At 72.1% G+C, this 12,221-nt stretch carries 12 protein-coding genes; 10 read left to right on the top strand and 2 right to left on the bottom strand.

Features of this window, described 5'->3' with window-relative positions:
• Nucleotides 1-28 precede the first annotated feature (28 nt).
• The 4 genes from LQV45_RS00490 (at nt 29) to LQV45_RS00475 (ending at nt 4,286) form a co-directional block, all read left to right on the top strand.
• A complete protein-coding gene (locus LQV45_RS00490) occupies nt 29-1,276 on the top strand; it encodes a class I SAM-dependent RNA methyltransferase (RefSeq protein WP_230005243.1) in 1,248 nt (415 codons plus the stop codon).
• A gap of 61 nt (nt 1,277-1,337) precedes the next feature.
• The gene (locus LQV45_RS00485; protein WP_230005242.1) at nt 1,338-2,003 is read left to right on the top strand and encodes a response regulator transcription factor; all 666 of its coding nucleotides are present in this window, start codon (nt 1,338-1,340) and stop codon (nt 2,001-2,003) included.
• Nucleotides 1,996-3,252 (top strand): sensor histidine kinase, encoded by a 1,257-nt coding sequence (locus LQV45_RS00480; protein WP_230005241.1) that lies wholly within the window; start codon nt 1,996-1,998, stop codon nt 3,250-3,252. Before LQV45_RS00485 ends, LQV45_RS00480 begins: the two co-directional genes overlap by 8 nt.
• Entirely contained in the window at nt 3,249-4,286 is a 1,038-nt protein-coding gene (locus LQV45_RS00475) for a hypothetical protein (protein ID WP_230005240.1), read from the top strand. Before LQV45_RS00480 ends, LQV45_RS00475 begins: the two co-directional genes overlap by 4 nt.
• Nucleotides 4,287-4,515: 229 nt before the next feature.
• On the opposite strand, the gene LQV45_RS00470 is transcribed toward LQV45_RS00475, so the two are convergent.
• Both LQV45_RS00470 and LQV45_RS00465 read right to left on the bottom strand, forming a co-directional pair.
• Nucleotides 4,516-4,749 carry an acyl-CoA carboxylase epsilon subunit gene (locus tag LQV45_RS00470; protein ID WP_230005239.1) on the bottom strand — a complete coding sequence of 78 codons (234 nt, stop codon included), beginning with the start codon at nt 4,747-4,749 and terminating at the stop codon, nt 4,516-4,518.
• Nucleotides 4,746-6,368, bottom strand: a complete 1,623-nt coding sequence (locus LQV45_RS00465) for an acyl-CoA carboxylase subunit beta (RefSeq protein WP_138175621.1) — start codon at nt 6,366-6,368, stop codon at nt 4,746-4,748. The genes LQV45_RS00470 and LQV45_RS00465 overlap by 4 nt, the downstream gene beginning before the upstream one ends.
• A 123-nt stretch (nt 6,369-6,491) precedes the next feature.
• On the opposite strand from LQV45_RS00465, the gene LQV45_RS00460 reads away from it, so the two are divergent.
• The 6 genes from LQV45_RS00460 (at nt 6,492) to LQV45_RS00435 (ending at nt 12,212) form a co-directional block, all read left to right on the top strand.
• A complete protein-coding gene (locus LQV45_RS00460) occupies nt 6,492-7,274 on the top strand; it encodes a biotin--[acetyl-CoA-carboxylase] ligase (RefSeq protein WP_230005238.1) in 783 nt (260 codons plus the stop codon).
• 59 nt (nt 7,275-7,333) lie between these two features.
• Nucleotides 7,334-7,888 (top strand): PH domain-containing protein, encoded by a 555-nt coding sequence (locus LQV45_RS00455; RefSeq protein ID WP_230005237.1) that lies wholly within the window; start codon nt 7,334-7,336, stop codon nt 7,886-7,888.
• Nucleotides 7,889-7,953: 65 nt separating this feature from the next.
• A complete protein-coding gene (locus LQV45_RS00450) occupies nt 7,954-9,087 on the top strand; it encodes a 5-(carboxyamino)imidazole ribonucleotide synthase (RefSeq protein ID WP_230005236.1) in 1,134 nt (377 codons plus the stop codon).
• Nucleotides 9,088-9,181: 94 nt separating this feature from the next.
• On the top strand, nt 9,182-9,649 hold the full coding sequence (purE, locus tag LQV45_RS00445; protein ID WP_230005257.1) for a 5-(carboxyamino)imidazole ribonucleotide mutase: 468 nt from the start codon (nt 9,182-9,184) through the stop codon (nt 9,647-9,649).
• On the top strand, nt 9,646-11,112 hold the full coding sequence (locus tag LQV45_RS00440; RefSeq protein ID WP_230005235.1) for an LCP family protein: 1,467 nt from the start codon (nt 9,646-9,648) through the stop codon (nt 11,110-11,112). Before purE ends, LQV45_RS00440 begins: the two co-directional genes overlap by 4 nt.
• Nucleotides 11,109-12,212, top strand: coding sequence for a glycosyltransferase (locus LQV45_RS00435; RefSeq protein WP_230005234.1), 1,104 nt, complete (start codon nt 11,109-11,111; stop codon nt 12,210-12,212). Before LQV45_RS00440 ends, LQV45_RS00435 begins: the two co-directional genes overlap by 4 nt.
• Nucleotides 12,213-12,221: the final 9 nt, after the last annotated feature.

Below are 12,221 nucleotides of genomic sequence, written 5' to 3'. Positions count from 1 at the left end.
CGGGAGCCGCGTGTGACAGGCTCGGGGGATGCACAACGGCGACCTCATCGATCTCGACATCACCGGCGTCGCCCACGGCGGCATCTTCGTCGGGCGGCACGAGGGTCGCGTCGTCTTCGTGCCCGACACGCTGCCCGGGGAGCGCGTGCGCGTCCGGCTCACCGACACCCGCAAGAAGGCGTTCTGGCGTGCCGAGGCGCTGGAGGTGCTCGAGGCGGCCCCCGAGCGTCGCCCGCACGTGTGGGCGTCCGCGTCGATCGACCGCGCCCCTGAGGAGCGTGCGGGAGGCGCCGAGTTCGGCCACATCGCCCTCGCCCACCAGCGCGCGCTCAAGGAACGTGTGATCCGGGAGTCCCTCGAGCGCGTCGGTCGCCTCGAGCTGCCGGTCGAGGTGCGCGCGGCCGGCGCCGACGAGACCCCCGACGGCACGGGCTGGCGCACGCGCGTGAGCCTGCACGTCGACGAGGCCGGTCGCGTCGGCCCCTTCGCACCGCGCTCGCACCGGGTCGTGGAGACCCCCGACCTGCCGCTGGCCACGGCCGCCGTCGCGCGTGCCGCGGCGGAGCTGCGCGGAGGCGCCGTCGGCCGCATCGACCTCGTCCAGCCCGCCGACGGGCGCGTGCGCGTCCTGCCGCGTCCGGACGGCACGCGCGACGCCGCTCCGGCCGAGGTCGTCGAGGAACGCGTCGGCGATCGCGTCTTCCGGGTGGACGCGGGCGGCTTCTGGCAGGTGCACCGGTTGGCGGCCGCCGCGCTCACGGATGCCGTGACCGAACGGGTGCGCGCGACCGTGGGCGACCTGGACCCGGATGCCACCCACCTCGACCTCTACGGAGGGGTGGGGCTCTTCGCCGCGGCGTTGGCCGACATGGGCGGCGTCGCGACGCGCGTGATCAGCGTCGAGAGCGATGCGCGCGCGACCGAGCACGCGGGAGAGAACCTCGCCGAGTGGGTCGGCGCTCGCGCCGAGACGGCCCGGGTGGATCGCTACGTCGGCGCGCTGGTCGCCGACGCCTCGGAGCGGGAGCGGGAGCGTCTCTCGCGCGGCGTCGTGGGCCTGGACCCGCCGCGGGCGGGCGCCGGGCGGGACGTCGTCGAGGGCCTCGCCGCGCTGGGGCCGAGCGCGGTGGTCTACGTCGCGTGCGATCCGGTGGCTCTCGCCCGTGACCTGGCCATCTTCGCCGAGCACGGCTACCGGGCCGATGGGGGGATCCGGGGTCTGGATCTGTTCCCGAACTCCCACCATGTGGAGGCCGTGGTCGCGCTGCGGCGGTGACCCGCCGATCGGCGCATGTGGAGTCCCGCTATCCGAGGGGCCGCGCCGATACGATGAGGAGATGACGCGCGTCGCCCTCATCGATGACCACGAATCGGTCCGTCTCGGCCTCGAGGCCGCGCTCGCGCGCACCGAGTCGTTCGAAGTGGTCTCCTCGGGCGCGAACGTGGCCGCCTATCTCGAGTGGCGTCGCTCCGCGGGCGAGGCCCCGGCGGACGTCGTCGTGCTCGATCTCACCCTGGGCGACGGCACCACGGTGTCCGAGAACGTCGACCGGGTCGTGCGCGACGGGTCCAGCGTCATCATCCACAGCGTCGCCGACCGCCCGGCCGCGGTGCGCGAGGCGCTCGCCGCCGGCGCGGCCGGGATCGTGAGCAAGTCCTCGCCCACGCACGAGGTGCTCGCGGCGATCGGCACGGTGGCGCGGGGCGAGCTGCTCGACAACGTCGAGTGGGCCAGCGCCGTCGAGGGCGATCGCGAGTTCGCGGATGCGCAGTTGTCCGCGCGCGAGCGGGAAGTGCTCCGCCTGTACGCCGCGGGCCTGCCCCTCAAGGCCGTCGCCGAGCGTCTGGGAGTGGCGTACTCCACCGCGAAAGAGAACATCACGCGCGTCCGCGTGAAGTACGTCGAGGTCGGTCGCCCCGCCCCGACGAAGGTCGATCTGCTGCGGCGGGCGATGGAAGACGGCATCCTCCATGACGCTCCCGAGACGCCAGGCGATGCCTGACGTCGATCGCTCCGTCCTCGACGAGGCATGGGGGAGGATCCCGCACACGCGAGAGACCAGCGACGACCCCGGGTCGTTCACGCAGAAGCGCATCGAGCGGGTCATCACGCTGCTGGTCGGGCCGGCCTGTCTGGTCCTCGGGGTGCAGGCGTTCGTCGCCGCCTTCGGCCCGAGCGACGAAGCCGAGGGGTGGCACCTCCCCCTCGTGGTCGGCGTCTTCGTCCCCCTCCTGGCCATGGTGGTCGCATGCGGCGTGGGGCGATTCGCGCGGCTGTTCTCGGGATTGTTCGCCGTGGTGTTCGTGATCGCGCTCGCGCTGTGGCCCGTCGCCACGGCCGGGGGTCAGCCGCCCTCGCCGACCCAGAACCCGTGGATCTTCTACCTCATCAACGTGGCCACCGTGGCCACCGTGGTGGCCTTCCCGCTAGCCCTGCAGGTGGCGTGGACGGTCGCCGCCCCCTTGCTCTTCGGCGTGGTCCGGCTGCTCCAGGCCGGCGGGCGCCCCGAATTCCTTCTGCCCGTGGCTCTGGACGTCTCGTTCGCCCTGATCCTGGGGAGTGTCCTCGTGACGTTGACGTGGATGTACCGCTCGATCGCGGCGAACGTCGACGAGACCCGGGCGCGCGCCGTGGCGAGCTACGCCTCGGCCGCGGCGACCGCGGCGACCGAACACGAACGCGTCGCGGTCGCGGCCCTCATGCACGACAGCGTCCTCGGTGCCCTCTTGGCGGCGGAACGCGCGTCGACCCCGCGCGAGCGAACACTGGCGGTCAGCATGGCCCGAGAGGCACTCACCCGCCTCGCCAACGCCGAGAAGGACGCCCTCGAGGGCAGCGACGAGCCGATGGATGCCACGGCCCTCGCCCAGGACATCGAGACGTCGGCGCGCGACTTCGGGGTGGAACTCGTCGTGCAGCGGCGCGTGCAGGAGGGCACCCCGCGCGTTCCGGGTCGCGTCGCCCGCGCGCTCGTCCTGGCGGCGATGCAGGCCGTGGCCAACGCCGTCCAGCATGCCGAAGCGCGCGCGCTGTCGGTCGATGTCGTCGGCCACGCCGAGCCCGGGGGCGTGACCATCCGCGTGCGAGACGCCGGTCGCGGCTTCGACGTCAATGCGATCCCGGCCGATCGGCTCGGCATCCGCGGATCGATCATCGCCCGCGTCACCGCGGTCGGCGGCCGGTCCGCGGTGGATTCCACGCCCGCGGGGACGACGGTGACGCTCGAGTGGGAGAGCGGGGATCGCTGGTGACCGTCCGCTCGATCCTCTCGGGCATCGCCCTGGCGTTCACCGCGTACCTCGCTGCCCGGAGCCTGCTCTGGACGCTTCCGGACACGGTCGATCGGGGCTGGCTGCTGGTCGCCGCGCTGGTCATCTACCTGCCGATCACCTGGGTGTGGATCCTGCTGCCGACGAGGCAGCGCGCCGCCGTCGACGGCGGCCTCCCCGGCCCGCGCATCGTCCCGCCGCGGTGGGCCGCCGCCCTCGCGCTGCTCGCCGCGGTCGTCGTGCCCAATGCGGCCTTCGCCGCGGTCAGCGAGGCCGGCCGCGCCCAGCCCTTCGTCACGTGGGTGATCGGGGGTATCGGCGCGTTGATGACGGTGGTCATGGTCCGCCGCCGCCCGGCGGTGGCCTGGGTGGGCACGGGTCTCATGGCCCTCTCGGCGGCGGTCTGGCTCGGTCCCCTCGCGGCGTTGAGTCTCGGACTCGTCGGGTCGCTCGTGTGGGTCGCCGCGGCGCAGCTGATCTCCTACGCTCTGGACCGGGTCGCCCACGATGCCGAGCAGCTCTCGGAGCTTCAGCAGGCGGCCTCGGCGTGGCAGGCGTCGCAGAGCGGTCGCCAGCGCGAGCGGCGCCTGCACGTCCAACGGGCCCTGCACGTGGCCGGCCCCGTGCTCGGCCGCACGATCGAGACCGGGGGCAACCTGCGCCCGAGCGAGAAGAACTCGGCCCGGCTGGCGGAGCAGAGCCTGCGCGACGAGCTGCGCAGCCCCCGCCTTCTCGATGACGGCGTGCGCGCGCAGATCGATGCCGCCCGTCGTCGCGGCACGATCGTCATGCTCTTCGACGAGGGAGGGCTGGAAGGGCTGCCCGCTCCCGCGCTCGCCGAGATCCGCAGCGAACTCGCCGGGATCGTCGGCGAAGCCTCCTCCGAGCGGCTCATCATCCGCACCTCGCCCCATCACGAGGTGGCGGTCACGGTGGTGGGCCGCACGGCATCCGAGGGGGCCGGCGCCGACGAGGACGCTGTCGACCTGTGGCGCGAGATCCGTCGGCCCAGCTGACGAGCACCGCTCACCGCCGGTCCGGCAGACGGCGCTCTTTCGCGGAGAAAAAGTGAGGGGTGAGGGGCGGCGAATCGCCTGCCCCTCACCCATGCGAACGGCTACCCGAAAACCGTCCGCGTGGCCGGAACCGGCTCGATGGAGCGGCCCGACCGAACGCGTGATGCGTTCCAGCTCCTCCAGTATCCGTGAGCGTTTCGGCTCCGTCTGTAGGTATTTCGGGGGACAGTCAGCCCGTGAAGCCGTGCCAGCCCGCGTCGCGGTTCAGCGGGGAGCGCAGGCCCCGCGCCGAGAGCTCCCAGCGCGAGCGGGGCGCGTCCTCGGGGGCCGTGGCATCCGCGGTTTCGCGTGCGAAGGCCTCGCTCACGACGACGACGGCCGCGGCCAGCTCTTCGGGCGTCGGTGCGCCGCGGACGACCCGGGCGACGGTCGCCGGCGAATCCTCGGGTGCCGTGTCGCTCACAGCGGTATGTTCCCGTGCTTCTTGGCGGGCAGGCTCGCGCGCTTGTTGCGCAGTGCCCGCAGGGCTTTCGCGATCGAGACGCGCGTCTGCGCCGGCTCGATGATGCCGTCGAGCTCCCCGCGTTCGGCCGCCAGGAACGGCGAGGCGACGTTGTAGGTGTACTCGTTGGCCAGGCGCGTGCGGACGGCGGCGACGTCCTCGCCCGCCTCCTCGGCGCGCTTGATCTCGCCGCGATAGAGGATGTTCACCGCGCCCTGACCGCCCATGACGGCGATCTCGGCGGTGGGCCACGCGAGGTTGATGTCGGCGCCGAGCTGCTTGGAGCCCATGACGATGTACGCGCCGCCGTAGGCCTTGCGGAGGATCACGGTGACCAGCGGCACGGTGGCCTCGGCGTAGGCGTAGAGCAGCTTCGCGCCGCGGCGGATGACGCCGGTCCACTCCTGGTCGGTGCCCGGGAGGTAGCCGGGCACGTCGACGAGGGTCACGATGGGCACCGAGAACGCGTCGCAGAAGCGGACGAAACGGCTCGCCTTCTCGCCCGCGTCGATGTTGAGCGTGCCGGCCATCTGCGAGGGCTGGTTGGCGATGATGCCGACGGTGCGCCCCTCGATGCGCCCGAACCCGATGACGATGTTCGGGGCGAACAGCGGCTGCACCTCGAGGAAGTCGGCACCGTCGACGATGCCCTCGATGACGGTGTGGATGTCGTACGGCTGGTTGGGGGAGTCGGGGATGACGGTGTTCAGTGCGCGATCGGCATCCGTCGTCTCGAACTCGAACGGCGTCTCGTAGACGGGCAGCTCGGAGAGGTTGTTGTCGGGGAGGAACCCGATGAGCGTGCGGGCGTAGTCGATGGCGTCGTCTTCGTCGTCGGCGAGGTAGTGCGCGACGCCGGAGCGAGTGTTGTGCGTGTGGGCGCCGCCGAGCTCTTCCATCCCGACGTCTTCGCCGGTGACGGTCTTGATCACGTCGGGGCCGGTGACGAACATCTGGCTGGTCTTGTCGACCATGATCACGAAGTCGGTCAGGGCGGGGGAGTAGACCGCGCCACCGGCGGCCGGGCCCATGATGATCGACAGCTGCGGGATCACGCCCGATGCCGCCGTGTTCAGGCGGAAGATCTCGCCGTACTTGCCCAGGGCGACCACGCCCTCCTGGATGCGCGCGCCGCCCGAATCCAGGATGCCGATGATCGGGATGCCGCTGCGCAGGGCCAGCTGCATGACCTTGATGATCTTGTCGCCGGCGACCTCGCCGAGCGACCCGCCGAAGGTGGAGAAGTCTTGCGCGTAGACCGCGACCGTGCGCCCGTGGATCGTGCCCGTGCCGGTGACGACCGAGTCGCCGTAGGGGCGGGACTTGTCCATGCCGAAGGCGGCCGTGCGGTGCCGGACGTACTCGTCGAGCTCGACGAACGAGCCGGGGTCGACCAGCATCTCGATGCGCTCGCGGGCGGTGAGCTTGCCCTTGGCGTGCTGCTTGGTGCGCGCGGCGGCTTCGGCGTCGACGACCGCCTCCTGGAACCTCGTGCGCAGGTCGGCGATCTTGCCGGCGGTCGTGAAGAGATCGGGCTGGTCGGTCACGCTTTCCACCCTAGCGACCGCGTCGGTGCCCATGTTGGAGGGTGCGCACAAGCCCCCGCCCGAGACGCTGTGGCATCCATCCATCGCCGGGAGGGGCACTACCGGGGAGAAGGCAAGTGGATGCCATCGCCCCCGGGTGTTGCCTAGGGTGTGGACATGCCGATCCCCGCTGCCGGATACCCGCTCACCGCCGCGCTCAGCCCGCGCGTCCAGATCGTGGAGACCACCGACTCCACCAACGCCGACGTCGTGGCCGCCGTGGCCGCCGACCCGGCCGGCTGGCCTCCCCTGTCGCTCCTTGTCACCGACGACCAGCGTGCCGGGCGCGGCCGGCTCGATCGCACGTGGACCGCGCCGGCGGGTACCGCGCTCGCCGTCTCCGTCGTCGTCGACGCCGGCCGCGTGCCGATGGAGATGCGCGGCTGGATCCCCTTGGCGGCCGGAGCGGCCATGGCCCGCGCGGTCGAGAGCAGGCTCTCCGGCCACGGCTCGAAGGCCGAGCTCAAGTGGCCGAACGACGTACTCGTGGACGGGGGCAAGATCTGCGGCATCCTCGCGGAGGCGGTTCCCGGGTCCCTCGACACCGTCGTCGTCGGCGCGGGAGTGAACACCCGCATGACGCGCGCCGATCTGCCCGTTTCCACGGCCACCTCCTTCGCCGCGATCGGGATCGACGTCGACGACGACGCACTCCTCGCCGACTACGTGAAGGCCCTCGCAGAGTTCCTCGCCACCCTGTCGAGCGGCGATGTCGCGCGCGTGCACCGCGACATCGAGAAGCTCTGCGCGACCGTCGGACGCGAAGTGTCGGTCTCCCTCCCCGACGGGACAACCCTGCACGGGCGCGCGGAGCGACTCGACGCCGAGGGGCGGCTGGTCGTGGAGTCCGGCACGATCCAGACCGTGGTCGCCGCGGGCGACGTCGTCCACGTGCGCTGACCCGCCCGCCACCCGCGTGTGCGGGCGGCGTCGCGGGTCCCGTCCCCCAGAATGAAACCGTGACCCAGCCGACCAGCTACGGAGGCCGCCCGCGGACGCCGGCCCCGGGTTCGGTGGCGCCCGAACGGCGCATCGCGCGGTTGCGCGGGCATTCCCGGCGGCTGTTCTGGTCGGCGCTCGTCCTCATCGCCGTCGCGGGCGCGACAACGTACTTCTACGACAACCTTCCCGCTCCTTTCGAGAACTGGATGCTCCTGACGGCCGCGGGCGCGCTGGTCCTGCTGCTGGTGATCGTGCCGTACTTCGTCTGGTTGTCGCGGTCCTGGACGATCACGACGCGTCGGGTGATCGAACGCTCCGGGTTCTTCGGATCGAGCAGTCGCGAGATCTCGCACGTCCGGGGGTACGCGATCCAGATGCGCCGCGGCATCCTGCAGCGCATGTGGGGAGCCGGGACGCTGACTCTTTCCAACGGTGTCGAGCCCCCCATGCGGCTGAAGAACGTCCCGCACGCCGCCCTCGTGCACGAGACGCTGGTCGACCAGGTCGAGGTGAACCAGATCCTCGCCCACCGGGACTCGCAGTCGAACGGTTCGGGCGCGATCGACGGCTGACCCCGGGCACCCGGTGTGCAACCCCGCTGTGCGACGGCCACAATGGACGGGACGGAAGGAGCGGCATGACGCTGCGAGTCGGAGTGGTCGGTGGCGGACAGCTGGCGCGGATGATGATCGCGCCCGCCGAAGAACTCGGGATCGACATCCGGGTCCTCGCCGAGAGCGAGGGCATGTCCGCGAGCCTGGCCGCCACCGCCGTCGGTGACTACCGCGACGCCGAGACGGTGCTGCGCTTCGCGCGCGACGTCGACGTCCTCACCTTCGACCACGAGCACGTTCCGCAAGACGTCCTGGCCGCCCTCGTCGAGGCCGGCGTCGCCGTGCACCCCGGCCCCGCACCCCTCGCCGTCGCGCAGGACAAGCTCGTGATGCGGACGCGCATGGCCGAGCTCGGGATGCCGCAGCCCGACTGGGCGGCGGTCTCCGACGCCGCGGAGCTGCAGGAGTTCCTCGACGCGCACGGCGGCCGCGCGGTCGTGAAGACCCCCCGCGGCGGCTACGACGGCAAGGGCGTGCGGGTCGTGTCCGTAGCCACCGAGGCCGACGACTGGTTCGCCGCGCTCGCCGAGGACGCCCACGGTGGTGCGCTGCTGGCGGAGGAGCTCGTCGACTTCACGCGCGAGCTCGCGCAGCAGGTCGCCCGACGCCCGTCCGGCGAGGTGCGGACGTACCCCCTCGTGGCCACCACCCAGCGCGACGGCGTGTGCGCCGAGGTCATCGCCCCGGCCCCCCGTGCGGGCGGCCGCCTCGAGCGTGCAGCCGCCGAGATCGGCGTCGTGGTGGCCGAAGGGCTCGGCGTGACGGGGATGCTCGCGGTGGAGCTGTTCGAGACCTCCGACGAGCGCATCCTCATCAACGAGCTCGCCATGCGCCCGCACAACAGCGGTCACTGGACGCAGGACGGCGCGGTGACGAGTCAGTTCGAGCAGCACGTGCGCGCCGTCCTCGACCTGCCGCTCGGATCGACCGCCGCGCTGGCCCCGTGGACGGTCATGATCAACATCCTCGGCGGACCGGCCGAGGGCGGGCTCACCGAGCGGTTCGCCCCGGCGATGGCGGCTCACCCGTCGGCGAAGATCCACACCTACGGCAAGGATCCGCGCCCCGGCCGCAAGGTGGGGCACGTCAACGTCGCCGGCGACGACCTCGACGATGCCGTCTACGAGGCGCGGGCGGCGGCGGCATTCTTCGACTGAGCGCGCCGTTGCGCGATCTTCCAGCGACCCGCCCTAGCCTGGACCGGTGACCCGGCCACTGCATTCCTCCGAGACGCCGGTGGTCGGCGTCGTCATGGGCTCCGACTCCGACTGGCGCGTGATGAGCGACGCCTCTCAGGTGCTCACCGAGTTCGGCATCCCGCACGAGGTCGAGGTCGTCTCGGCGCATCGCACGCCCGACAAGCTGATCCGTTACGGCCGCGAGGCCCGTGCGCGGGGGCTGCGCGCGATTATCGCGGGTGCGGGCGGGGCGGCCCACCTCCCGGGCATGCTGGCCTCGGTCACCGCACTGCCGGTCATCGGCGTGCCGGTGCAGCTGGCGACGCTCGACGGACTCGACTCGCTGCTCAGCATCGTGCAGATGCCGGCCGGGATCCCCGTGGCCACGGTGTCCATTAACGGCGCCAAGAACGCCGGTCTTCTGGCCGCGCGTGTCCTCGGTGCCGCCGATCCCGCGCTGGGCGACCGGGTCGAGGCCTACGCCGCCGACCTCGAAGCCCAGGTGGAGGAGAAGAACCGCCGCCTGAAGGACTCGTTGTGACGCTGTCGGCGCCGCCGCGGCCGCGGACGCGCGAGCCGCTCGTGGAGTCGCGGCCGATGCGCAACCCGGATGTCTCGTCGCGGGAGGTCATGACGCGACGTGGCTGGTGGCTCGTCGTTCTCAACGTCCTCGTGCCGGGATCGGCGCAGATCCTCGCGGGCAACCGCCGCCTCGGTCGGTTCGGACTGGCCTGCACCGTGTTCCTGTGGACGATCCTGGTCCTCGCAGCCCTCGGTGCGCTGCTGTGGCCGAGCGGGCTGTTCGCCCTGGCCACGGGATCGTTCATCCCCGATTTCCTGTCGTGGTTCCGGTGGGTACCGCTCACCGTCGTGCAGGTCGTGCTCATCGGGTATGTCGTGCTGTGGATCGTCCTGACGATCGACACGCTGCGGCTCGTGCGGCTCGTCCGCACCGGCCCCCTCGCGCGGTTCGCCATCGCCTTCGTCTCGGTGGGCCTGCTGGTACTCACCGGCTCGGGCGCGGCCTGGGCCGCGCAGGCCGCGGGCACCACTCGCGACGGGTTCGCGCAGATCTTCGCCGAATCGGCTCCCGTCGTCCCGCCGTCCGACGGCTATTACAACATCCTGCTCCTGGGCGCCGACTCCGGCGAGGGCCGCGACTCGATGCGATTCGACTCCATCTCGGTCGTCTCGATCAACGCCTCCACCGGTGCGGTGACCATCACCGGCATCCCGCGCGACATGCCGCACTTCCCCTTCGCCCCGGGGCCGATGCAGGACGAATACCCCGACGGCCACACCGGCTACGCGAACGCCACGTGCGGGTGGGGCAGCGGCATCAATCAGTTGCGCACCGAGGTCGAGGTCTGCAAGGACGGCAATGCCCTGTACCCCGACGCGGTCGCGAACGGCTCCGAACCGGGGATCGAAGCCACGAAGGACGCCGCCGAAGGCATCCTCGGCATCAAGATCCCGTACTACGTCCTGATCGACATGAAGGGCTTCGCCGACGTCGTCGACGCGCTCGGCGGAGTCGACATCACCGTGGACGAGCGACTCCCCAAGGGCGGCCCCGCGTACGACGGCCAGCCGGTGGACGACTGGGCGTTCGGGTGGATCGAGCCGGGCGCGCAGCGCATGGACGGCGACACCGCCCAGTGGTACGCCCGCTCGCGGTACACCACGAGCGACTTCGATCGCATGCGGCGTCAGCGGCAGCTGCAGGAGGCGATCCTCGCGCAGTTCACTCCGCAGAACGTGCTCCAGCACTTCACGGAGGTGTGGAAGGCCGGGACGAACGTCGTCGAGACCGACCTGCCGCAGGGTCTCATCGCCCCGACCCTCGTGGACCTTGCATTGAAGGCGAAGGGCCAGCCGGTCACGACGATCGAGCTCACCCCCGAAGGCGGCGTCGACGAGTTCGACCCCGATTACGCCCAGGTCCAGCAGATCGTGCGCGACAAGCTCCACCCACCCACCGAGACGGAGGCACCCGCGCCGTGACCGTCACCCTCCGCGTCGTGCTGGATCAGCTCGTCACCCCCACCTCCCGTGACCTCGCCGAGGCCTCCGCGTCGCTCACTCAAGCGCTCGTCGACACCGCCCCGCGCGGCTGCGACGTGGCCGCGATCGTGCCGTCTCCGGGCCTGCGCGACGACGTCGGGGTGACGGGCCTGTCATCCGAGACGCGGCTGTCGATGCGGCGGCGCGAGCTCGCGGCATCCTGGCAGCTCGGGGTGGCCCCGGGAATCGGCCGCGGCCTGATCCACTCCCCGACGCCGCTCGCCCCGCTCGTGCGTCACGATCGCGTCAACGAGACGCACCAGATCGTCGTGACGCTGTGGGACCTGCGCGCGTGGGAGACTCCCGACGAACTGCCCCGGGCCGAGGTCCTGGCCGCACGTGCCCTCCTCTCTCGCGTGGGCAAGCACGCCGACGCCGTCGTCGTTCCCTCGCACGCGATGGCCGAGCGCCTGGCCGAGGTGGCCAAGGCCAAGCTCGTCGCCAAGGTGCGGGTCATCGGCGGCGCGCCCGTCCGCGGTTTCCGCGTGCCCTCGGATGCCGTGGGGCGGCTGCGCGCGCTCGACCTGCCGTCGTCGTTCCTCGCCGTCGCCGGCGGTGCCGTCGCCTCCGACGGCCTCTCCGCCGCGTTCGCGGGCGTCACCGCGGCCGGATGGGAGGGCGACGTCGTCGTCATCGACGTGCCCGAGGGGGAGGAGCCGGCCGTGGCCGATCTCGCCTCCGGCGCGGGGATCTCCGAGTCCCGCGTGCACGCCCGCGGATCGCTCGACCGGTGGGACCGCGCGGCGGTCCTCTCGCACGCCGCGGTGTTCGTCGCCCCGAGCAGCCGCACGGACTGGCCCTGGCGCGCCGTGGACGCCCTCGCCCTCGGCGTGCCCCTCGTCGCCGCCGACACCGCCGTGCACCGCGAAGTGCTCGCCGATGCGGCGGTCTACGCCGGCGCCGACGACCTCGGCGAGGCGATCGCCCGCGCCCTCGGGGAGGACGCGGAGCGTCTGCGCGTCCTCGCCGGCGACCGGGCCAAGGGTTTCGCGTGGGAGGCCTCCGCCGACCGCGTGTGGGCGCTGCACGCGGAGCTGTGAGCGGGTCTC

It is taken from the genome of Microbacterium sp. Bi128 (assembly GCF_918698205.1).
Note: the sequence above shows the minus strand (reverse complement) of the source record. Positions and strands in the feature narration are given on the sequence as shown.

What these genes read in the sequence shown, in the direction of transcription:
- LQV45_RS00490 (WP_230005243.1), top strand. Translation starts at nt 29, where the DNA reads ATGCACAACGGCGACCTCATCGATCTCGACATCACCGGCGTCGCCCAC.
- LQV45_RS00485 (WP_230005242.1), top strand. Translation starts at nt 1,338, where the DNA reads ATGACGCGCGTCGCCCTCATCGATGACCACGAATCGGTCCGTCTCGGC.
- LQV45_RS00480 (WP_230005241.1), top strand. Translation starts at nt 1,996, where the DNA reads ATGCCTGACGTCGATCGCTCCGTCCTCGACGAGGCATGGGGGAGGATC.
- LQV45_RS00465 (WP_138175621.1), bottom strand. Translation starts at nt 6,368, where the DNA reads ATGGGCACCGACGCGGTCGCTAGGGTGGAAAGCGTGACCGACCAGCCC.
- LQV45_RS00460 (WP_230005238.1), top strand. Translation starts at nt 6,492, where the DNA reads ATGCCGATCCCCGCTGCCGGATACCCGCTCACCGCCGCGCTCAGCCCG.
- LQV45_RS00450 (WP_230005236.1), top strand. Translation starts at nt 7,954, where the DNA reads ATGACGCTGCGAGTCGGAGTGGTCGGTGGCGGACAGCTGGCGCGGATG.
- purE (WP_230005257.1), top strand. Translation starts at nt 9,182, where the DNA reads ATGGGCTCCGACTCCGACTGGCGCGTGATGAGCGACGCCTCTCAGGTG.